We start from the raw sequence: 23043 nt of genomic DNA, 5'->3' as shown, positions 1-23043 counted from the left end.
AATGAAGGGTACCGAGAACATTCATCGAAGAATTTCTGAAGAAATTTTCGATTCAGGTTCTCTAACTTGCTGACTTTGAGGTCAGCAAGTTCCCCTCCATTTCCCTTCCTTTCAGCCCAAGAACTGCCGACGGCCGCCACAAATCGCTGAAACCGCGAACCGTGCTCCGGCCTCCTGCCGGCCCCAGACCACCTGCGCTAAACCGCCGCCTACGCCGTCCCAAACGGCCCCGCCCCCCGCCTTCCCGGGTTCCATGGCTGGGTATTGGCTGGAGGAAAGAAGGAAAAAATTCCTTCTAAAATACCATAGACATTGGTCTGTTCTATAATGTTCCCGCAAGATTTTTGCATAATGATAATTAAATACTATACAGTTTAGTAAGCATTAAAAATACTATTTTCCTAAGACAATTCTTTATAAAACAAACTCTATTCAAAACAAAGTCTATACAAAATAATATATCCTATTTTATATCTCCAACGGAAAATTCCATTTTAATAATTAAGTCCGAGAAAACCAGCAGAAAAGAGGGGGTGAAACCGGGCGGAACACGGCGGGATGGGCCGGGAACGGGGGACGCCGGCGGGCTTTTCAGGGTGACGGCGATTTGTTTTGGCGGTCGGCAGCTCTTGGGCAGAAAAGAAGGGAAATGGAGGGGAACTTGCTGATCTCAAAGTCAGCAAGTTAGAGAACCTGAATCGAAAATTTCTTCAGAAATTCTTCGATGAATGTTCTCGGTACCCTTCATTTCCCTTCTTTTCTGTCCTAGAGATGCCCCCGCCAAAACCATGAGCCGTCACCCTGAAAAGCCCACCGGCGTCCCCCGTTCCCGGCCCATCCCGCCGTGTTCCGCCCGGTTTCACCCCCTCTTTTCTGCGTAACGTTCTCCAGCTAAATATCAATTTTACAACTTAAACCCAAAGTAACGAACTGCATTATTATAAGCAATATCCTCAACCAAACTCTTCAGTGATTTCATATCAGCCGGATACTCCCCATTTTCAACCCAAGCGCCGAAAATATCGCAGAGGATTCTTCTGAAATAATCATGTCTTGTGTAGGAGATAAAGCTTCTGGAATCTGTCAGCATGCCGATGAAGTTGCCAAGGCAGCCCAGGTTTGCAAGGCTTGTGATCTGCTCTGTCATGCCGATTTTGTGATCGTTGAACCACCATGCGGAACCGTGCTGGATCTTGCCTGCCATGGTAGGATCCTGGAAACAGCCGAGGATGGATCCGATGGAAGCGTTGTCGTTTGGATTCAGGGAGTAAAGCACGGTTTTCGGAACTTCATCAGTAGCGCTGAGTGCATTTAAGAAATCAGCCATTTCTGAAGAAGGAGCGTAGTTGTTGATGCAGTCGAAGCCGGTATCCGGGCCCAGTTTTTCAAACATGAGCGCGTTGTTGTCGCGTTTGCATCCATAATGAAGCTGCATAACCCAGCCGCGTTTGTGATATTCTTTTGCGACGAATAACATGAAAGCTGTTTTGTATTTTAATTCTTCCTCACGGCTGATGGCCTGGCCTGCAACGCCTTTTGCGAAAATGGCGTTTAACTCCTCATCAGAAGCGGGAGCGTACATCACATATTCCAATGCGTGGTCTGAAACGAGGCATCCCCGCTCTGCAAAGTAATCCATGCGGACCTGAAGGGCTTTTTTCATGGAATCCAGATCTTTGATTTCCACGCCGCTGACTTCTGATAATTTAGCGATGTAGGGAACAAAGGTGGGTTTTTCAATGTTCATGGCCTTGTCCGGTCTCCAGGCAGGAAGAACCTGAACATCAAAGGTGGTATCGGCCGCAATCTTATCATGCCATTCCAGTGTGTCAACGGGATCGTCTGTGGTACAGATCAGGGTGACATCGGACTGTTTGATGATGTTGCGGACGGTCATGGAAGATTCCTGTAATTTGGCGTTGCACAGGTTCCATACTTCCTCAGCGGTATCCCCATTCAAATATCCGTTATATCCGAAATACTTCTGTAATTCCAAATGGCTCCAGTGGTACAGCGGGTTGCCGATCAGTTTTGGCATGGTCTCCGCCCATTTCTGGAATTTCTCTCTGTCGCTGGCATCTCCGGTAATGTATTTTTCATCTACGCCGTTAGAACGCATCTGACGCCATTTATAATGATCGCCGCCCAGCCATACCTGAGTGATATTGTCAAATTTCCTGTCCTCATAGATTTCCTGGGGATTGATATGGCAGTGATAGTCTAAAATCGGCATCTTTTCTGCGTAATCGTGATACAGGGTTTTGGCTGTATCGGTGGATAATAAGAAATCTTTGTCCATAAATGCTTTCATGATAAAATCCTCCTTGAATTTAGAAATTAGTTGTATCTCTTTTTATTAAATCGGCTGCAACTGTGGTTTTACTTGGCACGTTGCCGCCATTAAAAACGCCCATCAGCGTATTGATGGTAGTGGTACAGAGCGCCTCGACCTTATTGTCAACGGATGTGATTTCAGGATCGGTGCATAATGAATAGATGGAGTTATTATAACCCACAATGCTGAGTTCATCAGGAATTTTAAGACCTTTTACATGGGCATATTTGACAGCGCCTACGGCCAGTTCGTCCGCAGCCGTGAGAACCGCGTCGAAATGCAGCCCTGATTCGTGAAGCCGGATCAGCAGGTCTTTGGCGGAACCCAGGTCTTTGGGGCATAAATGGATATATGCGTCATTTACCTCCAGACCATTGTCCAGCAGGGCATTTTTATAACCCTGAAGTTTATTGAGGCCGCTGTAGGTTGTGCTGTTATATAGATAGAGAATGTCTTTTTTCCCGGAGCGGATCAATAAACCGGCCGCCTGATAAGTGGCAGAAACATCATCGCAGACCGTACAGTAAATATTCTCGCCCTCCAGGAAGCCGTTTACCAGCATGATGGGAAGTTCTTTGGCCGCATCCAGAATGTAAGAGTTATCCTTTGCCTTGGCCTCTATGAATTGGGAACCGGCCAGGATAATCGCGTCCACACGTTTGGAACGGAGCAGGTCAAAATACTTTTTTTTAGTTTCCAGAAGATTGCCGGTGCAGCAAAGGATGGAATCATAACCGTTGCTGCGCAGTTCCCGTTCCAGGTAGTAAATGGCGCTGGCCAGATAGGGATCGGAAGAGTCGGAACACATGATTCCGATGGTCTTCATGGTGCCCAGTCCCAGACCGCGGGCGAATACATTAGGGGTGTAGCCGAGTTCATCCATGACGGCGAGAACCCGCTTGCGTGTTTTCTCACTGACGTTGGGATTCCCGTTTAACACTCTTGATACGGTAGCGATGGACACCTGGGCTTTTTTCGATACGTCGTAAATATTCAAATCATCACCTCTACATTCTGTAAGTACTTACAACTTAGGTTTATTATACATATATACCATTAAAAATGCAAGAGTTTTGCATTTTTTTATTGACTTTGCTTCCGGGATTTTGTAGAATATTTGTAAGTACTTACATTGATTTTATGACTTCCAAATTAAAGAAAGCAGGAGATGAGCAGGATGCAGGATATTATCAGGATACATGAGGATGACAATGTAGCGGTTGCATTAAGGCCGATTGCAAAGGGCGAGACGCTGAACGTGAACGGTATTTCCGTAACCACGGCAGAGGATATCCCCCAGGGGCATAAGTTCGCGGTCAAACCGGTAAAAGCGGGGGAAGAAGTTGTGAAGTACGGCTTCCGCATCGGTTTTGCCAAGGAAGACGTGAATGCAGGAGAGTGGGTTCATGTTCACAATTTAAAGACCGCTTTGGGGGATCTTCTGGAATACAGCTACCAGCCTCAGCCATCCACGTTAAAGGAAACGGAACATGTGTATTTTGACGGATTCAGAAGGGCTGACGGCAAAGTCGGAGTGAGGAATGAGATCTGGATCATCCCAACGGTAGGATGTGTGAATTCTATCGCACAGGCCCTGGAAAAACAGGCTAAAAAGTTCGTTAAGGGAACCGTGGAAGACGTGATATCGTTCCCTCATCCGTATGGATGTTCACAAATGGGGGATGATCAGGAGAATACGAGAAAAGTTCTGGCTGATATGATCAACCACCCCAATGCGGCCGGTGTTCTGGTGCTGGGGCTGGGCTGTGAAAACAGCAATATTCCTATTTTAATGGATTATATCGGAGAATACGATGAACAGCGGGTAAAATTCCTCCAATGCCAGGATGTGGAAGATGAGATGGAAACAGCGATGGGACTTCTGGAAGAGCTGGCCGTTTATGCCGGGGCCTTCTCAAGGGAAAAGATCGATGCAGCCGAACTGATTGTGGGCATGAAATGCGGCGGATCAGACGGATTGTCGGGAATTACAGCCAATCCTGCGGTTGGGGCATTTTCCGATCTTCTGATCTCCAAAGGCGGAACCACGATTTTGACGGAGGTTCCTGAGATGTTCGGAGCCGAGACCATTTTGATGAACCGGTGTGAGACGCCGGAGCTTTTTGAAAAAACAGTATCACTAATTAACGATTTTAAGAATTATTTTACGAGCCACAACCAAACTATCTATGAGAACCCGTCGCCGGGCAATAAAAAGGGCGGCATTTCCACCCTGGAAGATAAATCCCTGGGATGTACCCAGAAGTCGGGAAGCGCTCCGGTTAAGGGTGTTCTGGCTTATGCGGAGCCGGTTCAGGTTAAGGGCTTAAACCTTCTTAGCGCGCCCGGCAATGATTTGGTGGCGTCCACGGCGCTGGCGGTTTCCGGCGCGCATATCGTATTGTTTACAACCGGCCGCGGAACTCCATTTGCGTCTCCGGTGCCTACGGTTAAAATTTCCAGCAACTCCACTCTTGCAGGCCATAAGAATAACTGGATTGATTTTAACGCAGGTCCGGTTGTGGAAGATTCCAGCATTGAAGAAATGGGACAAAAATTGTTTGAATATGTATTGGAAGTGGCTTCCGGCAAAAAGGTGAAGGCGGAAGAGGCCGGATTCCATGATATGGCGATTTTCAAACAGGGAGTTACGTTATAATCTGGTTGCGCGGTTCAGAAAACATGGGTATACTGAAGGCAGAGACTTTTGAAAAGGGGACTTGAACATGAAACTGAACAGGACAACACAGCGGACCGTGGAAATCTTAAAGATGGTTTCCAAGAATCCGGAGGGGATCACGCTGGACGAGATCTGTGAGAGAATGGATCTGCCCAAAACCAGCGCTTATGACATTGTGACCACGTTAGGCGAGATGGGCATGGTAAATGTTCTGCGGGGCCAGAAACAGAGATATACCATCGGCCTCACCGCCTACCGGATCGGCATCAATTATACCAATAATCTGGATTTTATCGGGACAATAGAACCGCAGCTGCGCGCCTTTGCTAAAGAGGTAGGGAAAACCGTCTTTTTCGGTACGCGTTCAGGCCATGAGATCGTGTATATCTGTAAATTTGAACCGGAAAATCCCATTATCACCACATCCACTGTGGGATCGAAGAATCCGATGTACTGCACTTCCCTGGGAAAAGCCATACTGGCGTTTACGGAAGAGGAGACCAGGGATGAGATTTTAAGCAAGATAAAATTCCAGAAGAAGACGGAGAACACCATCCTGTCGGCGGACGCTCTGTTAGAGGAGCTTGAGAAGGTGCGGCAGAAGGGATATGCCCTGGATGCCAGAGAGGTGGAAGACCATATGGAATGTGTGGGCGCACCTGTGTTCGGCCCGGATGGAAACGTGCTGGGAGCCATCAGCATTTCCAGTTTGTACAAGCCTTCGGAAGATTATGAAGCCCTGGGACTGCTTGCCAAAGAAAAAGCGGGTGAAGTTTCAAAATTATTAGGATTTCTTGGAAAAATATAGGGATTTGATGTTGACAAATGGACTGGTAACTATTAATATTTAAGTATAAAATCGTATTTATGAAAGCTAATCGTATATACGAATAAGAAAGAGAGAGGAATAATCATGAAAAAAGAACAAGTTATTTCAAAAATGAAAGAACAGTGTTTAGTTGCCGTTGTTCGTGCGAAGAACTTAGAGCAGGGCGAAAAAGTAGTTGACGCCATCATCAAAGGCGGCATCAATTTCATCGAAATTACTATGACTATGGATGAAGGAAACCCGGTTGAGTTCATTCAGCTCATGTCTAACAAATATAGATCCAATCCAGACGTCGTAATCGGTGCGGGCACCGTACTGGATCCTGAAACAGCAAGAGCAGTGATCCTTGCAGGCGCTAACTATGTTGTGAGCCCAGGCTTAAACGTAGAGACCATCAAGCTTTGCAACCGTTACAGAGTTCCGATGCTTCCGGGCGTTATGACACCAACCGAAGCGATCACAGCATTGGAAGCAGGATGCGATATCATTAAAGTGTTCCCAGGAAACATCGTAGGACCGGCAGCGATCAGCTCCTTCAAAGGACCTCTTCCTCAGGGCGAGTTCATGCCTTCAGGCGGCGTGGATGTAGACAATGTGGATAAGTGGCTGAAAGCAGGCGCCTGCGCAGTTGGTACAGGCAGCAGCCTTACTAAGGGAGCTAAAACAGGCGATTTCGACGCAGTTACGGCTAAAGCTCAGGAATTTGTAGCGGCAGTTGCAGCAGCACGCGCATAAACCGGAAACAAAAGAACTATATTATTTATATATAAGGAGATTATAAAATGGCTAAGATTGTTACCATGGGCGAGATCATGTTAAGATTATCTACCCCTAATAATGAGAAATTTATTCAGGCAGATGAGTTCGATATCAACTACGGCGGCGGAGAAGCTAACGTAGCAGTTTCATTGGCTAATTACGGACATGATACACAGTTCGTAACCGCAGTTCCGGCAAACCCGATCGGTGAATGCGCAGTTGCCGCTTTAAGAAAATACAATGTAGGAACAAAATATATCTCCAGAAGCGGTGAGAGACTGGGCATCTACTTTTTAGAGACAGGCTCAGCAATGAGAGCTTCCAACGTTGTTTATGACAGAGCTCATTCTTCTATCTCCACTGCAACAGCGGATGAATTTGATTTTGACGCAATCTTCTCTGACTGCGACTGGTTCCATTTTACTGGAATTACACCGGCTGTCAGCGATGCGGCTGCAGAACTGACTGAAGTTGCTTTAAAAGCGGCTAAGGCTCATGGCGTAACCGTTTCTGTTGACTTAAACTTCCGTAAGAAATTATGGTCTTCTGAGAAGGCTCAGAAAGTTATGACCAACTTAATGCAGTATGTTGACGTATGCATCGGCAACGAAGAAGACGCTGAAAAAGTACTGGGCTTCAAACCGGGCAACACGGATGTTACTTCCGGAGAACTGGAATTAGCAGGATATGTTGACATCTTCAACCAGATGGCTGACAAGTTCGGTTTCAAATACATCATCAGCTCTCTGCGTGAAAGCTTCTCAGCTTCCAACAACGGATGGTCCGCATGCATCATGGATGGTAAGACCCGTGAGTTCTATCATTCCAGAAAATACTCCATCACCCCTATCGTAGACCGTGTAGGCGGCGGAGATTCCTTTGCAGCAGGTTTAATCTGCGGTTTGGCTGACGGCAAAGACATGAAAGCGGCTTTGGAATTTGCAGTGGCAGCTTCCGCATTAAAGCACACCATTCCTGGAGACTTCAACCTGGTAACCCGTGCCGATGTAGACAGCTTAGCAGGCGGCGACGGATCAGGCCGTGTACAGAGATAATCTGAAAAGAATGTAAGTAAATGACTAAAGGGACAGCTCTTTTGCTCATAGGAGCATCAGGACTGTCCCTTTCTTAAAATAGCGAGGTAAAACAGAGATGGAAAGTGAGAGAAATTTCGATTTATTGACATTGGGACAGTTATTATTGCGTTTATCCCCGCCAAATAATGAACGGCTTTCAAGAGGAGATACGTTTGTTAAACAGGTAGGAGGAGCGGAGCTTAACGTTGCGGTGGGCGTGGCTTTGCTGGGCCTTCATACCGGAATCATTTCCAAGATTCCATCTCACGATATGGGAAGCTTTATGAAGAGCAAGATCCGTTCTTACGGCGTCAGTGACGACTATTTTATGTACGATAACTCACCATCTGCCCGTGTGGGAATCTATTATTATGAGAACGGCGCTTATCCGAGAAAGCCGAAAGTGATTTATGACCGTGTGAACAGCTCCTTTTATTCCATAAATATCGACGAGATTCCAGAGGACGTGTATACGGCCACCAGATGTTTCCATACCACCGGCATCACCCTGGCCCTCAGTGAGAAATCCAGGGAAACCACACTGGAAATGATTAAGCGGTTTAAGGCGGCCGGAACCTTAGTCTCCTTTGACGTGAATTTCAGGGCGAATCTGTGGACCGGAGAAGAGGCCAGGGAATGCATCGAAAAGATTCTTCCATATGTGGATATCTTTTTCTGCTCGGAAGATACCGCCAGGCTGACCTTTAAAAAGACGGGGACAGCCAAAGAGATGATGAAGAGTTTTGCAAAGGAATACCCGATCTCCATTATCGCGTCCACCCAGAGAATCGTGCACAGCCCCAAACGCCATACGTTTGGTTCTGTCATGTATGATGCGAAAAAAGATGAATATTATGAAGAAGAACCGTACCGTGACATAGAAGTAGTTGACAGAATCGGAAGCGGGGACGCGTATATTTCAGGCGCTTTATACGGCCTGCTTTCCAACAATTTTGACTGCGCAAAAGCGATTCAGTACGGCAATGCTACCAGCGCCGTTAAGAATACCATACCGGGTGACCTCCCGTCATCGGATTTGGAAGAAATCGAAACAATTATCAGAGCACACAACCAGAAAGGACCTCAGAGTGAGATGGCCCGTTAAAAAGGGGGAAATGGAATGCAGGTAACATTAGGCTCAACAGGTATTACTGTAGACAAAAATGGGTTCGGCGCGCTGCCGATCCAGCGGATTCCGAAATCAGAGGCGGTGAAGCTGATCAGGAAGGCATTTGACAATGGGATCCGCTTTTTCGATACGGCCAGGAGTTATACGGACAGTGAAGAAAAGCTGGGCGAAGCGCTGGAGGGAATCCGGGACCAGGTATTTATCGCCACGAAAACCCCGTCTAAAACGGCGGAAGGTTTCTGGAAGGATTTAGAGGAATCCCTCAGGCTGTTAAAAACGGACTATATCGATCTTTTCCAGTTTCACAACCCTGATTTCTGTCCCAAGCCGGGGGATGGCACCGGTCTCTATGAAGCCATGCTGGAAGCAAAAGCCCAGGGCAGGGTGCGCCACATAGGGATTACCAACCACAGGCTGCATGTGGCGAATGAGGCCATTGAATCCGGCCTTTATGAGACATTGCAGTTCCCGTTCTGCTACCTCGCCACGGAGAAGGACATCGCCCTGGTGGAGAGCTGTAAAAAGGCGGATATGGGCTTTATCGCGATGAAAGCATTATCCGGCGGCCTGATCACCAATTCTGCCGCCGCCTATGCATATCTGGCCCAGTTTGACAACGTGCTGCCGATCTGGGGCGTTCAAAGGGAAAGCGAGCTGGATGAATTTTTATCCTATGTGGAAAACCCGCCGGTTATGACGGAAGAACTCCGTGGTCTGATCGACCATGACAGAGCGGAGCTGCTGGGAGAATTCTGCCGTGGCTGCGGATACTGCATGCCCTGTCCCGTGGGAATTGAAATCAACACCTGCGCCAGAATGTCGCTTTTGATCAGGCGTTCGCCGTCGGAGAAGCAGTTGACGCCCAAATCACAGGAAATGATGAAAAAAATTGAAGAGTGCCTGCACTGCAGCCAGTGCATGAGCAAATGCCCTTACGGCCTTAACACGCCGGATCTGCTGGCTAAAAATTATCAGGATTACCAGGAAATTCTGGCGGGGAAGGCTTATTAAAAAGGCTTGTTTAGAACGGTTTATTTGGAAAAGCGTATTTAGAACGGCGTATTTAGAAAGGCTGAAGGAACATGAAAATAATTGATGCGCATCTTCATTTTTGTCTTAACGACCAGTATTTTGATGGAATTGCGGCGGCGGCAGGGCATGACAATAACGCGGCTCATCTGTGGTCTCAATATGAAAAGCTGGGAATTACAGGCGGCGTGGTGATGGGAAACAGGGGGCTGGAACCGGAACGCCACCAATATCCTGAATTTCTGCGTTACTGTATTGGACTGGACAGCCATTATATGGAATTACATAAGATAGAGGATGCCATTGGGCAGGTGGAATACCATTTAAAGCAGGATCAGTGCGCAGGCGTAAAGCTCTATCCAGGTTATAATCCGTATTATATCACAGATCCCATGTATGATCCGGTATATGAGCTGGCGGCTTTTTATAAGAAGCCGGTTGCCGTCCACACAGGTGAGACGGCAGGCCCCAATGCGCTTTTAAAGTACAGCCATCCGCTGACCTTGGATGAGGCGGCGGTCAGGCATCCGGACGTACAGTTTGTGATGTGCCATTTTGGAAATCCGTGGCTCAATGACGCGGCGGCGGTGGTCAGCAAAAACCGGAATGTGGCGGCTGATTTATCCGGGCTTTTGGAGGGACGGGTTATGGTTCCTGAGTTTTTGAAAGAGAAAAAGGGGTATGTGGCCGCTTTGCAGACATGGCTGGAGTATATAAGCTATGACAGAATCATGTTCGGGACGGATTGGCCGCTGGTGAATCTAAAGGATTATATAGAGTTTATTGCCTGTATTGTGCCGGAGAGGTATCAGGAACAGGTGTTTTATGAGAATGCAGCCAGGATTTATGGGTTTTGATCCATAAATCCCGGCTGTCAGACGATCAGACATGTCTGAATAAATGAGTTCAAAGTAAAAAATCTGCCGTTTGAACAGACGGCAGATTTTTTACTTTTTTTCTTATACAATCTAAAAGGAACAGTCCGTATAAAGCCATTCAACACAAACGGAAGTTCTGGCTCCCCGCGCGGATATAAAGGAGGTGACTTCACACATAGACCATAAGCCGCTGTCAGGATCCTGCTGCCGGATTCTCATCCAGTGGGTTTCCTGGGATTGGCTGTAAACCGTGCCGTCCAGTGTCAAAGATGCACTCACTTTCGTATCATTGTTCGTCTGGGACTCGATGGATGCTGAGTCGTAGATGCTGGTCCGACGGATATCCGCCAAAACCGACTGGGACAGATTTGCGGGCCGGATGGCGATTGAAATGGAGGAGGTGTTCACATAAGCGTAAATTAAGACCAGCTTTCCAATCGTAACGTTGAGGGTTCTGCCTGTCGTGGATAAGTCTGCATTATGGTACTCTATGGCCTGCCGGAGGTTGGAACTGACGATTTCCTGCTGGCCGCTTTTAAAACTGAGCTTATAACTCATGGCCGTATCTTCGGACACCGATATCTCCGGGGCAGGTCCGGTCGCTCCGGTGGGGCCGGTTATGCCCTTTTCTCCCTGAGGACCGGTTTCTCCAATTAGTCCCTGATCACCTTTCGGGCCAACTGGTCCGATGGGGAGTACAAAATCCAGGGTTACTCCATTTTCCGTAGGATTGGCTTTTACATCGGCGTCGTTTCCGGAAGAAACCGTGCCGACCTCGACAGTGGGAACCGCTCCAACAGGACCCTGGGGGCCGGTATCGCCTTGATTTCCCTGAGGGCCTTGTTCACCTGGATCACCCTTTTCACCCTGGGGGCCGGCCGGGCCGACGGGCAGCACAAAATTAAGCTCGATGCCGGCTGCTGTCGGATCAGCCGTCACCTCCGGGTTATCGCCGGAAGTAACCCCGCCTACGCCAATGGTGGGGGATGCTCCTGTAAGACCCCGCGGGCCGGTATCCCCCGGTTCGCCCTGGGGTCCGGCATCGCCTTTTTCTCCCGCAGGTCCGGTGGGGCCGGCCGGTAAGGTGAAATCCAGTGAAACGCCGTCCTCCGTGGAGATAGCCTTCACATCTGCATTGCTGCCGGATATGACAGTTCCAACGGTGACGATGGGCACTGCGCCGGTGTCCCCCTTGGGGCCGGTGTTCCCCATCGCGCCCTGAGGCCCCTGTTCTCCCTGAATTCCCTGATCACCCTGAGGGCCGGTGGGGCCGATGGGCAAAATAAAATTTAATGTGATGCCGGTATCTGCCTGATCAGCTGTAACCTCCGGGATCAAACCAGAAGAAACATTTCCTATGGCGATTGCAGGCGCCGCTCCGGTGGCACCGGTGTTACCCTTTAATCCGGTGGGCCCCATGGGCCCCTGATCCCCTTGCGGGCCGGGACAGCCGGCATCCCCCTGCGTTCCCTGAGGTCCGATTTCTCCCTGCGGCCCTTGTTCCCCCATAGGCCCTTGTTCTCCTGCGGGGCCTCTTTCTCCTTGCTCGCCTCTGTCGCCTTTGGGTCCGGCCGGACCGGCCGGGCCAGGAATGCCTTGTGGTCCAACCGGTCCGCGGTTGCCCTGGGGCCCCATTGGCCCCTGGATTCCTGGAATACCCTGAGGGCCCATATAACCGGGATCCCCTTTAGGACCTGCATCTCCGCGCACGCCTTGTGGTCCGACAGGGCCCTGGGGGCCTGCTGAGCCGCGGGGCCCGGCCACGCCCTGAACCCCCTGGTCGCCCCTTGGCCCTCGTTCGCCTTGGGGTCCTCGTTCTCCCCTCGGCCCCTGCAGTCCTTCTGGTCCCCGTTCTCCCTGCGGTCCCTGGACTGCAATGCTGTCTTCATTGGATATGGGGCAGGAGCAGCAGCTGCCCGAACAATTACTTAGATTATTATTCATGTGATTCTCCTATCAGCGTTTTATATATAGCCATAAAATGACAAAACATTAGGTTACATTGAAATATGATGAAGAGGCCTGTGCCTGTTACGGGGTGGTAAATGAGCTGTCCGTATACAACCATTTCAGACAGATTGAGGTTCTGGCTCCCGAGGCGGAAGCGAAGGTCCCGATTTTACACATCGACCACAGGCTGTTATCCGGGTTTTGCTGTCTGATTATTGTCCAGTGGATTTCCTGGGACAGGGTGTAAACCGTATCGTCCAGCACGATTGAGCTGGTTATCGTGGTATTGTCATACGTCTGGGACCTGACAGTGGTGTCGTAAATACCGGTGCGGCGGATATCTGCCAAAATCGGTTTTGATGCATCCGCAGCTTTAAGGGAAAGCTTGATGACACTTGAAGAAACGGGTGCTGCAGTCAGAATCAGTTTTCCGACTGGAATATCAACCGGATTATTGGAGACAGATAAATTCACATTGTGGTAATCGATAGAGGGCTTTAATTCCGGCGTGACCATATTTCCTTCAGCAGTGGAAAAGCTGATCTTATAGCTGGTAGGAGTATCCTCTGCCACTGCCATCTCAGGAGAGGGGCCGCTGATCCCTTTCTCACCCATATCGCCGTTTTCGCCTTTGGGCCCTTGAACGCCTTGTGCGCCCTGTTCTCCCTGCGGTCCAGCCGGACCGATGGGTAGGATGAAAGTAAGCGCAACGCCATCTTCGGTGCTGTTAGCTGTTATTTGCGCAGTGTCGCCGGAAGAGACATTTCCTATGGCCACGGCGGGCATTTCCCCCCTGGGACCAGCCGGGCCATTTTCCCCTTTCTGGCCCTGGGGCCCCGGTTCCCCTTGTTCGCCCTGAATTCCCCGGGGTCCTTCCGGCCCGGAAGGCAGTACGAAATTCAGCATGATTCCTGTTTCCGTCGGAAGTGTTGTCACACCGGCTTCGGATCCGGAAGAAACATCCCCTACAGCAATCGTGGGCACGGTTCCGGTCGGTCCCTGTCCACCGGTTTTGCCCTTTTCCCCCTGCTGTCCCTGATCACCACGTTCTCCCTGTGGTCCGGCAGCTCCTGTGGGGATAATAAAATTCAGAGAAATGCCTGTTTCAGTAGGGGCAGCCGTCACATCCGCCACATCACCGGAAGATACATTTCCAATATCAACTGTTGGAAGCGGGCCTTTCCCGCCCTGACTGCCAGTTTCGCCAATTTCGCCCTGAATCCCCTGTTGGCCTTGGATACCTTGCGCGCCCCGGCTTCCAGCCGGACCGGCAGGTATGGTAAAATCCAGTGAAATACCATTTTCTGTGGGATTGACTGTTACCTCTGCCTCGCTATCTGAAGAAACGTTTCCCACTGAGATAGACGGCGTGGAACCTGTAGCTCCTGTTTCTCCCTGTAAGCCAATAGGTCCAACCGGGCCTTCTTCCCCCTGAGGACCCTGACAGCCTGCGTCGCCCTGGGCTCCCTGAGGCCCCATTTCGCCCTGTATCCCCTGTTCGCCCTGAGGCCCTTGCGGCCCTATGGGACCTCGTGTGCCTGGATATCCATTTTCGCCCTTAGGACCGGCCGGTCCCATGATTCCAGGGTCTCCATGAGGTCCAACGGGCCCTCGGTCACCCTGTGGTCCCAGGTCCCCCCGGTTTCCACGGATTCCCTGAGGCCCCATGCATCCGGGATCGCCCTTGGGACCTGTTTCTCCCCGTATGCCCTGCATACCCCGTGGGCCCATAAGTCCTGCCTCTCCCCGTGGGCCTGCCATTCCGGGACACCCCGGTTCTCCTTTCATCCCCTGAGGTCCCTGGTATCCCCGTTCGCCCCTTAGCCCTTGGGGGCCCCGGGGGCCCGGTATTCCCTGGACGCCTTGAACTGACGTACTGTTCTCAGAAGGTTTGCACCCGTCCGGATAGCTGGAATTATGACTATTCATTATCTATCTCCTTCCTGAAATGAAAATGATGAACGCTTGAATTTCTGTATTACGCTCACATGATGACAATATATGTGCTTGTCAGATTATTGTTACCGGACAGGGAGAGGGATGAGAAAGAGCGCTTGTAAAAACATGAAAAGCAGGAGCTGCTGAGGTTAGAAGTTCATAGAAGATCACATGTCCTCCCTATATTTCATACATTGTTTTATGATGTGCTTTAGCGAGGAGGGAACGTTTGATGTTTTATTATAATCGGCCATCCGGCTGTCCAGCCGGGTATCAGCCGTCTAACTGCGATATGAATATATGCCGTCCGTTCCATGAACCATGCGGCCAGCCATGTGATATGCAGCCGGGACTGCAATGTCAGAGAGGAGAGCGGGGCCCGCAGGGAGCTAAAGGGGACTGCGGCTGTCAGGGGCCGCCTGGAACAGCGGGACCTCAGGGACCTCGGGGGCCGCAGGGGATCCGTGGGGATATTGGTCCCCAGGGAGATCCTGGATGCGCAGGTCCCCGGGGCGTTCAGGGCAATCCGGGGCCGATGGGCCCGCAGGGGGATCGTGGGCCGGTAGGCCCTAAAGGAGATCCGGGAGCCAGGGGGCCTGCGGGGCCTATGGGCGATAAAGGCATGCCGGGGGAACGGGGAGTTCAGGGAGAACAAGGGCCTCAAGGAGAACAGGGAGTGCAGGGGGAAACCGGGCCTCAGGGACCGCAGGGATATATGGGATGTCCGGGTCCGCAAGGGGAACAAGGGCCCCTTGGTCCGGCTGGGCCGAAAGGGGAGAAGGGAGATACCGGACCACAAGGGGCTGTGGGAGCCCGTGGACCGGCAGATGTGGTCATTCCTTTCAGCATTGTGGGAGACAGCAGCGGTGCGGAAACCGGCAGCGGTGTGAAGCTCACTGCGGATGAGAATGGGAAACCGGATAGGGTCGTTTTTGCCGGTTTTAGCAATGCCCGCAATTGTGAAACAATTCATTTTCAGTCAGGAGAATGGGAATCGGGAATGATAGGAATGAAAGCTTTTGTCTCCGATCCGGATTTATTTGTGATGCCGTTCAACGGAATGCTGCGCAGCATCCAGGTGGCCTTTACCGCACGGGAATTTCTAATTCTGGAGGCCGGAGACAGAATACGCCCATTTGCATGTCTGGCTGTGTGTACCGGCGCCACATTGGAGTTCCATATCCTGAAGGATACTCTGACTTATGGCGATCCTTTTGGATCTGAGACAGAAGATGTGCCGATATCCCAATACAGTATCCGCCGCGGTTCCAGGTTCAATTTGAGGACTGCCCTGCCGGCCGGGACTTTGACGGCCGTTCTTTGCGGCATTGTCAGTAAAAAACAGGGGTTTGAATTTAATATTACGGTTAATGGCGGGTTATATATTGAATGTGATCATATATGACAGCCAGAGTGCGTTTCATTATGAGTGAGGAGGAAGTATGATTTGGAAGGAAATTTGGAAGCCGCTCAGTGAAAATCTGATCTGGGTCTGCATCATGTTTGGAATGTTTGCCCTGTGTGTACTGGCAAATATCATTGCGGGAATCTATTATCATATCAGGCTGATCGGTCAGACCTGGAACAGTTTCCAGCTTGGGATCAGTATCCTTAGGATGCTGGCCATCGGGGTGTCTACAGCAATTTTGGCTGTGGTGTCTACTGTGGCCCCGCTGATATTGAGCCATCTGGGCCTGATGGACGATGATTTCAGCAGGCTGATTTCCGTAACTCTGATTGTGGGCATGTATATGCGGGGGATTGTGAAGTATTTTAAAGAGGCTTTGGCAACTGTAGATAATATTCTTTCAAACAGGGACATCGTTGGGGAACTTCAGACGATTCCGCCTAAAGATCTGGAGCCGCAGGACCCGCCTTCATAAATGAGGTTTGGAATGGCACCGGAATGCAGCATATTTGAAGTTATCACAGCAAGGGGAGTTGAAGTACCGGAGGTATCATTGGAACTTTATTTAAAAACATATTTAAGTTATAACAAAATATGGTTATAAACACAGCGAGTAAAGAAAAAAATAGAATAAATTCCGAAACTTATTTACAAATATAAATAAAGTGTTATAATTATGTTAGGAAAAAGCGAATAGGAACCAGTTTTTTTGGCACTATCAGACAATAAACAGGAGATGTTATGGAAGAATATTTATTAAAGGATATGTCGTTGGAACAGATGGCAGTGCTCCGCACAATATTTGAAAATGAGGTTGCGAGCAAGGACGAGATAATTGAGAAGACGGGGTTTAAAGGACCCACGGCCAACCGTTTTTTGGAAAGCCTGAAGGAAGCCGGATATGTGGTTGTATGTGGAGAAGGGGATTCCACGGGAGGAAGACGGCCGCTGCTTTATTCTCTGAATGGGGAAAAGAGGATATTCAGCGTGGGGCTGATGATCGGTTTGTACCATATAGACGTGGCGGTGCTGCATTATTCAGGGAAGCTGGTGGATTTAAAATCGAAGACGATGAACGGTGATTATACCCCTCAGGAAGGAATTTTTATCATCGAGGAACTGTATCATAAAATCCTTGAGGAAAATGGGATTCTGCCCCAGGAAGTGAAGATGGCAGGGATGAGCGCATTTTGTTCGGTCCAGAAGACGGAAGGCGCGGTGCTCAATGTGATTCCGTCAATGCTGCCCAACCAGGAGTGGACGAATTTTCCGCTGAAGCAGAAGGTTTCTGAAGTTTTTAATACGGAGGTGATCATTGAGACTTCGGCAAACGGCGCATGTATGGGAGAATACCTGCTGGGACAGGGGAAACACTGCTCCAATCTCTGTTTCCTGCTGTGCGGAGGCGGGGGAATCAGGATCGGCAGCATTCAAAATGGAACGATCATCCGTCCGATTTACAATCAGGATGATGCATTCAGCCATATGGTGATTGTGGCGGGGGGAGAAAGATGCGAGTGCGGGAATTATGGATGCATCAACGCGTATTCCTCGGCTAAAGCCATTGTAAAGCGCTTCGTCACCCTTTTAAAGATGGGGAGATCCAGCAGCCTGGAACATATGGAGATCGGCAGCATTACGGTGCAGGATATTCTGAGCGCCGCCGATGAAGGAGATTTTCTGGCGGAAGAAGTGGTCACTCAGGCGGCCACCATGCTTTCTGTGGGAATTGCTAATTACATCAATATCATGAATCCCACGATCTTTGTTTACGGGGGAATTATGGTGGAAAATCACAGGCTGTACCGGGAAATCATCCGGGAAAATGTACAGAATAAGGTGCCGTTTCTGAAAGAGAACCATACCCTGTTTTGCTGCAGAAGCAATTACGGAAAACCGGTAATCGGAAATGGGCTTTTGGCAATAGAGGCTCTGTTGGGAAGGAGGTATTAGGAAAAAAGGAAATCTGAAAAGGGGTATGGGAGAGAAGGCGGCAATGGAAAAATGACGGAAAGAATGACAGGAGAAATGACAGGGCAAATGACAGGGGAAGCGGCTTTAAAGAAGAAGGTGCTTAGGGAATAAAGAAGAAGGAGGCCGGGTGAAATTGCGGTTAAACAAAAAAGTCTTCGGGGAAAAGGAATTCTTTATCGGTATTTTTGCAGTGGTTTTCGGGGGATTTCTGCTGATGGAAAAAGATAAGAATCCGGAACTCTACCAGATTTATCCCAGGGTTATTTTCACGGCGCTGATTATAATCGGGGTTCTGATGGCAGGAAAAGCGCTGCTGCAGTCAGAAGAGAAGAATAAGAAGGGGACAGGAGTGACGGCGCCGGAGCTCATCATATTGGCATTTCTGCTGATTGTGAGACCGGCTATGGAGTTTCTGGGGATTTACAGCACGCTGTATGTTGTATGTATGGCCATTGGGCTCTTACTGGAAAAAGAGCGGACTATGAAACATGTGGGAAAGCTGGCCTGCTATAACCTTGCGCTGACAGCGGTGTTATATGTGGCATTTACGGTACTGTTGAGGGTGAATATGCCGAAAGGGCTTTTGTTCTGAAGTTCTTGCGGCGCGCAATGAAAGTGGAGGGTTTTACATGAAAAAATTAATTGGGTTATTGTTGTCGTCTGCGGTTGTCTGTACTCTTTTAGGCGGTTGTTCCGGTTCGGGAGGAAATGCGCCGCAGGCACAGGCGCCGGAAACCGTACAGACGGCCAAAGCGGCGGAAAGTAAAGAAACCAAAGATGCAGAGCCGCCGTCAGAAAAGCCGTCGCCAGAGTGGCCGGAAAAAACGGTTCAGATTACCGTTCCCTATAAAGCCGGAGGAGGCGTGGACAAAGCGGCCCGCCTGGTATGCAGCGCGCTGGAGAAAGAGACAGGAGCGTCGTTCGTCATCACCAATAAACCGGAAGGCAACGGAATTGTGGCAACCAACGAGCTTTTGAAGCAGGATCCGGACGGATATAACCTGGAAATCGTTTCCGTCCGGGATATTTTTGGACATATTGTGAACGGTATTGAAGGCGTGGAGTATGACAAGGACAGTTTTACCTACATAGCGTCACTTTTGGAACCCGCAGACGCAATTTATACCCAGGATGCGAAATACGCCTCTTTTGACGATCTGATCGCTGCCGCGAAAGAAAATCCCGGAGGGTGCACGATTGCAATTGCCAATAACACGGGACAGCAGGTTTTGAATATTATCAATGAACAACTGGGGGTTGCATTTAACGGAATCGTATACAGCAGCGGAGCGGAAGCGTTTGCAGACCTGATGGGCGGCCATGTGGATGCTTGTATGGTAGCCACCTCATTCTGCGCCCAGGCGTATGAAAACAAATGTGCGCCGGTTGTTACAATGACTTCTCAGAAGTATGACATTTTAAACGGCGTCCCCTGTATAACGGATTTGGGAGTAAAAGATGCGGTCAGCCCTATGAACCGTCTGCTGCTGGGGCCGGCCGGTATGCCTGAGGAATTGGTGGATGCCATTGTTGCCAGGCTGGATGAAATCTATGTGCCGGATGGCGAACTGATCCAGCAGATCAATTCCCAGTACGATATGCCCACGTATTTGACCGGGGACGGGCTGAAGGCTTTCATCGATGAAAACTTCGCGTTCCGCCAGTCACAGGCCGGCAGCCAATAGGCGGCATTTGCATAGAAGGAGAGGGTGAGCAATTGAGCCAGTTATTGAGCATATTTTTAAATACCTTTCAGCCGGTTATGCTGCTGTCCGGTTTTTTCGGGACATTATTCGGTATCGTGCTGGGCGCCATACCAGGATTAAACGGCGGGATCGGAATTGCGGTGATGCTTCCGTTTACCTACAGCATGCCTCCTGCGGTAGGGCTTTTGTTTCTGGGCGGAATTTATATGGGTTCTGGATACGGGGGAGCGATTTCCGCAATCCTTCTCAACGTTCCGGGAACGGTAAATGCAACCTGCACTGCCATTGAAGGCAGCCGCATGGCGAAACGGGGGCTGGGAAAAGAGGCGCTGTATTATGCTGTTCTTGCCAGTTGTGTCGGGGGATTTGTGGGCGTGGCTGCGCTGATCCTGTTTACTCCGCTGCTTGCCAGGCTGTCTCTGAGGTTCGGCCCTCCGGAAATGTTCCTGGTTTCCCTCTGCGGCCTGGCCATTGTGGGCAGCATGTCCAGCGGGAAGGTGATGCGGGGAATTATGTCCGCATTTTTAGGGCTGTTTCTCAGCATGATCGGGATGCAGGCGTCTACGGGATTTACCAGATTTACATTCGGGAGTAAACTGCTTTTGTCCGGAATCGATACGATTCCTGCAATTATCGGTCTGTTTGCCATTTCGGAGATGGTCCACCAGGCCTATATCATGAAAAACAGCGAAGAGCAGAAGGCTGATTTTGAATTAAAGAACAATATTAAAGCGGTTACTGCGATGAAACGGATGCTGACCACATTCCGGGTTACATTGTGGAAATCTTCCTTTATGGGGACATTTATCGGCATCCTGCCCGGAACCGGCGGAGCTATTGCCTCTTTTCTGGCTTACAGCGAGGCGAAGCGCATTTCGAAAGAGCCGGAGCAGTTCGGGAAGGGAGCGCCGGACGGCATTGTGGCGGTGGAGAGCGCAAATAATGCGGCAGTTGGCGGTTCCATGGTTCCTATGCTGGGACTTGGAATTCCGGGTTCCACCAATTCGGCCATCATGCTGGGAGCCCTGACCATCCATGGGCTGATTCCGGGAAACCAGTTATTTACGGAGACGCCCCAGGTAGCATATGGATTTTTATTCGGAATGCTGTTAACGGTTGTATTTATGGGGGTGATCGGTGTATTTGGAATCCCGCTGTTTTCACAAATTCTGAAAGTTAAAATGAAATACATCATTCCGGCGGTGATCATGTGCTGTCTGCTGGGAGCCTACAGTTCCAGAAATTCCATGGCAGACGTATTTTTTGCCTGTATCTTTGCGGTGATCGGTTTTCTGTTCACTAAGCTGGACATACCCAGCGCTCCGCTTTTGCTGGGACTGATTTTGGGCGGGATTATCGAGAAGAATTTCGTAAAAACATTGTCCTTAGCCAATGCCCATAATACCGCCATGGTATTTTATATCTTAAAAAGGCCGCTTTGCATCGGCATTTTAGCGGTGGTGGTTTATTTGATCTACAGCAATGCAAAAGATGGAATCAAGGCGAAGAGGATTCGAACGGAAATTAAATGACGAAGGGAAGTAGTTCATGAAACAGCCGAATATAATAATGATTTTAACAGATGAGCATAACGGAAAAGTGGTGCATGCTGGCGGCGACCCATGGGTGAGAACGCCGAATATGGACCGGCTTGCCCAAAATGGCGCGCTGATGGAACATGCATACTGCAATTCGCCTCTCTGCGTTCCCAGCAGATCATCCATGCTGACCGGGCTCATGCCCCATACGGGAGGCATTTTTAACAATGCCCAGAGCCTTCCCAGCGACCGGGCCACGTTCGTACACTGCCTGGGAGCGGCGGGATATGAAACTGTGCTCAGCGGAAGAATGCATTTCGTAGGGCCGGATCAGCGGCACGGTTATGAAAAGCGGCTGGTGGGGGATATTACCACCGCAGTGCTGGGCGTATCATTTGCGGAGAGAAGGTATGGATATTTTTCAAAATGCGCCATGCCGGGGAGAACCGGGATCGAACGGTCCGGTAAGGGAGAATGTTCGGTCATGGCATACGACCTGGATGTGACGGATGCCGCTGTGGAATTCCTGGAAAACCGAAAGGAGGGCAGGCCCCTCTTCTTAACCGTAGGCCTTTACGGCCCCCACTCCCCTTATGTGGCGCCTGAAGAGCTGTTTGACTATTATTACAGCATTCTCCCGGAACCGGAAGTGATGAAAGAAGAGGATCTGGATGCCATGCACCCATTTGAAAGAAAGTTTTTAAAAAACCGGGGCCTGGGGCATGAAACAGCGGAGGAAATCAAACGTGTCCGGGCCGCCTACTACGGCATGGTGGAGTATGAAGACCGGCTGTTAGGCCGGATTATGGATGCCGCAGAGCGGACATTAGGGCTGGAAAATACCATCATTCTCTATACCTCGGATCATGGGGACGGAATCGGATATCACGGCCTGTTCTGGAAATCCAATATGAGGGAAGAATCCCTGCGAATCCCCATGATTTTCAGTTGGAAGGACAAAATTCCTGCGGGCCTCAGGTTTCAGGGCCTGTCCTGCCTTCTGGACATTTCCTGCACATTGACCGATTTTGCGTCCGCTCCCGATCTTCCGGGTGCAGAGGGGATCAGCCTGAAGTCATATCTTCTAAATGGAAAAGACCTGCCTAACGACCGTCCGGTAATCAGTGAAATCTGCGATATAAAAGGCGAAGATCCCGCCGCAATGATACGGAAAGGGCAGTACAAATATGTGTCCTATTACGGATATGAGAATGGCTGTCTATATGATCTGGAGCTGGATCCCTCAGAAAACCACAATCTGGAAAACGATGAAAAATACGCCTGTATCAAAGAAGAACTGAAATCCCAACTGGAACAGGTATGGGATGAAGACCAGGTCTACCGCCAAAGAGAATCCTTCCTTCCCCACATGATGCTCATGCGGGAATGGGCGAAGAAACAGAATATAAATCTACTTTATGACGAGTGGAATCAGGAAGGAGAGCGAAGGAACCGGAATTACCTGATCGTGAACAAAAAAAAGATTTTTGAGTGAGTTTTTTACATATTTGGTGGTATTTGAATTTTAATGTAGAGAGTGGCGTGAGGATTATATCAACTTTTAACATCAAGGCTGAAGGCATTTTCGAAAATGCCTTCAGCCTTGATGTTAAAAAGAATTCTTTTTTAGCCGGAAAAGTCCATGAAATCAGCATTACCGCTGTATGCAATATAGTCCTGCAAAGGGTAAAATGGTGCCTGAATGGTGCCCAAGTGAACAAACTGGGTTATGAACCAATGTCATTTACTTAAGGAGCAAGTAATAAAAGTATATTCTTCAAACGCCATGAGCTTAGTATACTTAAGGATTTTCC

18 protein-coding genes are annotated in these 23043 nt (G+C 49.5%); 14 read left to right on the top strand and 4 right to left on the bottom strand.

Translation table 11 applies throughout. The features are described from left to right. Positions 1-904: 904 nt before the first annotated feature. A complete protein-coding gene (gene uxaC, locus GPL15_RS23105; protein ID WP_215701038.1) occupies positions 905-2311 on the bottom strand; it encodes a glucuronate isomerase in 1407 nt (468 codons plus the stop codon). 19 nt (positions 2312-2330) lie between these two features. Further along, positions 2331-3332 carry a LacI family DNA-binding transcriptional regulator gene (locus GPL15_RS23100; protein WP_215701037.1) on the bottom strand — a complete coding sequence of 334 codons (1002 nt, stop codon included), beginning with the start codon at positions 3330-3332 and terminating at the stop codon, positions 2331-2333. Positions 3333-3512: 180 nt separating this feature from the next. Between GPL15_RS23100 and GPL15_RS23095 the strand changes: the two genes are divergently transcribed. The 7 genes from GPL15_RS23095 to GPL15_RS23065 all read left to right on the top strand — a co-directional run bounded on the left by GPL15_RS23095 (position 3513) and on the right by GPL15_RS23065 (position 10694). Next, on the top strand, positions 3513-4994 hold the full coding sequence (locus GPL15_RS23095; protein ID WP_215701036.1) for an altronate dehydratase family protein: 1482 nt from the start codon (positions 3513-3515) through the stop codon (positions 4992-4994). Between the two features lie 67 nt (positions 4995-5061). After that, positions 5062-5823 (top strand): IclR family transcriptional regulator, encoded by a 762-nt coding sequence (locus GPL15_RS23090; protein WP_215701035.1) that lies wholly within the window; start codon positions 5062-5064, stop codon positions 5821-5823. 105 nt (positions 5824-5928) lie between these two features. Further along, positions 5929-6579 carry a bifunctional 2-keto-4-hydroxyglutarate aldolase/2-keto-3-deoxy-6-phosphogluconate aldolase gene (locus GPL15_RS23085; protein ID WP_215701034.1) on the top strand — a complete coding sequence of 217 codons (651 nt, stop codon included), beginning with the start codon at positions 5929-5931 and terminating at the stop codon, positions 6577-6579. Positions 6580-6626: 47 nt separating this feature from the next. Next, positions 6627-7658 (top strand): sugar kinase, encoded by a 1032-nt coding sequence (locus GPL15_RS23080; protein WP_215701033.1) that lies wholly within the window; start codon positions 6627-6629, stop codon positions 7656-7658. Positions 7659-7755: 97 nt separating this feature from the next. Then, complete coding sequence (locus tag GPL15_RS23075) at positions 7756-8784, top strand: sugar kinase (protein ID WP_215701032.1); 1029 nt, start codon at positions 7756-7758, stop codon at positions 8782-8784. 15 nt (positions 8785-8799) lie between these two features. Beyond that, positions 8800-9819 carry an aldo/keto reductase gene (locus tag GPL15_RS23070; RefSeq protein WP_215701031.1) on the top strand — a complete coding sequence of 340 codons (1020 nt, stop codon included), beginning with the start codon at positions 8800-8802 and terminating at the stop codon, positions 9817-9819. 71 nt (positions 9820-9890) lie between these two features. Then, on the top strand, positions 9891-10694 hold the full coding sequence (locus GPL15_RS23065) for an amidohydrolase family protein (protein WP_215701030.1): 804 nt from the start codon (positions 9891-9893) through the stop codon (positions 10692-10694). A 111-nt stretch (positions 10695-10805) separates the two neighbouring features. Here GPL15_RS23065 and GPL15_RS23060 read toward each other — a convergent pair whose 3' ends face one another. Together GPL15_RS23060 and GPL15_RS23055 are read right to left on the bottom strand one after the other, a co-directional pair. Then, positions 10806-12224: a collagen-like protein gene (locus GPL15_RS23060; RefSeq protein ID WP_252198586.1), complete on the bottom strand. Its 1419-nt coding sequence runs from the start codon at positions 12222-12224 to the stop codon at positions 10806-10808. Positions 12225-12746: 522 nt separating this feature from the next. Next, the gene (locus GPL15_RS23055; RefSeq protein ID WP_215701029.1) at positions 12747-14396 is read right to left on the bottom strand and encodes a collagen-like protein; all 1650 of its coding nucleotides are present in this window, start codon (positions 14394-14396) and stop codon (positions 12747-12749) included. Positions 14397-14835: 439 nt separating this feature from the next. Between GPL15_RS23055 and GPL15_RS23050 the strand changes: the two genes are divergently transcribed. The 7 genes from GPL15_RS23050 (at position 14836) to GPL15_RS23020 (ending at position 22724) form a co-directional block, all read left to right on the top strand. After that, the gene (locus tag GPL15_RS23050) at positions 14836-16008 is read left to right on the top strand and encodes a collagen-like protein (RefSeq protein ID WP_215701028.1); all 1173 of its coding nucleotides are present in this window, start codon (positions 14836-14838) and stop codon (positions 16006-16008) included. A 37-nt stretch (positions 16009-16045) separates the two neighbouring features. Then, positions 16046-16486 (top strand): hypothetical protein, encoded by a 441-nt coding sequence (locus GPL15_RS23045; RefSeq protein ID WP_215701027.1) that lies wholly within the window; start codon positions 16046-16048, stop codon positions 16484-16486. Between the two features lie 266 nt (positions 16487-16752). Then, positions 16753-17964: an ROK family transcriptional regulator gene (locus GPL15_RS23040; protein ID WP_215701026.1), complete on the top strand. Its 1212-nt coding sequence runs from the start codon at positions 16753-16755 to the stop codon at positions 17962-17964. Between the two features lie 148 nt (positions 17965-18112). Further along, the gene (locus GPL15_RS23035) at positions 18113-18577 is read left to right on the top strand and encodes a tripartite tricarboxylate transporter TctB family protein (protein ID WP_215701025.1); all 465 of its coding nucleotides are present in this window, start codon (positions 18113-18115) and stop codon (positions 18575-18577) included. Between the two features lie 37 nt (positions 18578-18614). Next, positions 18615-19670 carry a tripartite tricarboxylate transporter substrate binding protein gene (locus GPL15_RS23030; protein ID WP_215701024.1) on the top strand — a complete coding sequence of 352 codons (1056 nt, stop codon included), beginning with the start codon at positions 18615-18617 and terminating at the stop codon, positions 19668-19670. A 32-nt stretch (positions 19671-19702) separates the two neighbouring features. Further along, positions 19703-21223 (top strand): tripartite tricarboxylate transporter permease, encoded by a 1521-nt coding sequence (locus tag GPL15_RS23025; RefSeq protein ID WP_215701023.1) that lies wholly within the window; start codon positions 19703-19705, stop codon positions 21221-21223. A 16-nt stretch (positions 21224-21239) separates the two neighbouring features. Further along, positions 21240-22724, top strand: a complete 1485-nt coding sequence (locus GPL15_RS23020; RefSeq protein ID WP_215701022.1) for a sulfatase-like hydrolase/transferase — start codon at positions 21240-21242, stop codon at positions 22722-22724. The last annotated feature ends 319 nt before the right edge of the window (positions 22725-23043 follow it).

This window comes from Clostridium sp. MCC353 (assembly GCF_018785315.1).
Taxonomy (GTDB): domain Bacteria; phylum Bacillota; class Clostridia; order Lachnospirales; family Lachnospiraceae; genus CHH4-2.
The sequence above is the reverse complement of the archived record's forward strand: the minus strand, read 5'-3'. Positions and strand labels throughout refer to the sequence as shown.

Bases quoted from the DNA above. Each gene is read 5' to 3' on its own strand.
- GPL15_RS23090 (WP_215701035.1), top strand. From the start codon at position 5,062: ATGAAACTGAACAGGACAACACAGCGGACCGTGGAAATCTTAAAGATG.
- GPL15_RS23030 (WP_215701024.1), top strand. From the start codon at position 18,615: ATGAAAAAATTAATTGGGTTATTGTTGTCGTCTGCGGTTGTCTGTACT.
- GPL15_RS23045 (WP_215701027.1), top strand. From the start codon at position 16,046: ATGATTTGGAAGGAAATTTGGAAGCCGCTCAGTGAAAATCTGATCTGG.
- GPL15_RS23040 (WP_215701026.1), top strand. From the start codon at position 16,753: ATGGAAGAATATTTATTAAAGGATATGTCGTTGGAACAGATGGCAGTG.
- GPL15_RS23095 (WP_215701036.1), top strand. From the start codon at position 3,513: ATGCAGGATATTATCAGGATACATGAGGATGACAATGTAGCGGTTGCA.
- GPL15_RS23085 (WP_215701034.1), top strand. From the start codon at position 5,929: ATGAAAAAAGAACAAGTTATTTCAAAAATGAAAGAACAGTGTTTAGTT.
- GPL15_RS23080 (WP_215701033.1), top strand. From the start codon at position 6,627: ATGGCTAAGATTGTTACCATGGGCGAGATCATGTTAAGATTATCTACC.
- uxaC (WP_215701038.1), bottom strand. From the start codon at position 2,311: ATGAAAGCATTTATGGACAAAGATTTCTTATTATCCACCGATACAGCC.
- GPL15_RS23075 (WP_215701032.1), top strand. From the start codon at position 7,756: ATGGAAAGTGAGAGAAATTTCGATTTATTGACATTGGGACAGTTATTA.
- GPL15_RS23065 (WP_215701030.1), top strand. From the start codon at position 9,891: ATGAAAATAATTGATGCGCATCTTCATTTTTGTCTTAACGACCAGTAT.
- GPL15_RS23070 (WP_215701031.1), top strand. From the start codon at position 8,800: ATGCAGGTAACATTAGGCTCAACAGGTATTACTGTAGACAAAAATGGG.
- GPL15_RS23050 (WP_215701028.1), top strand. From the start codon at position 14,836: ATGTTTTATTATAATCGGCCATCCGGCTGTCCAGCCGGGTATCAGCCG.
- GPL15_RS23020 (WP_215701022.1), top strand. From the start codon at position 21,240: ATGAAACAGCCGAATATAATAATGATTTTAACAGATGAGCATAACGGA.
- GPL15_RS23060 (WP_252198586.1), bottom strand. From the start codon at position 12,224: ATGGGGGAACAAGGGCCGCAGGGAGAAATCGGACCTCAGGGAACGCAG.
- GPL15_RS23055 (WP_215701029.1), bottom strand. From the start codon at position 14,396: ATGGGCCCACGGGGTATGCAGGGCATACGGGGAGAAACAGGTCCCAAG.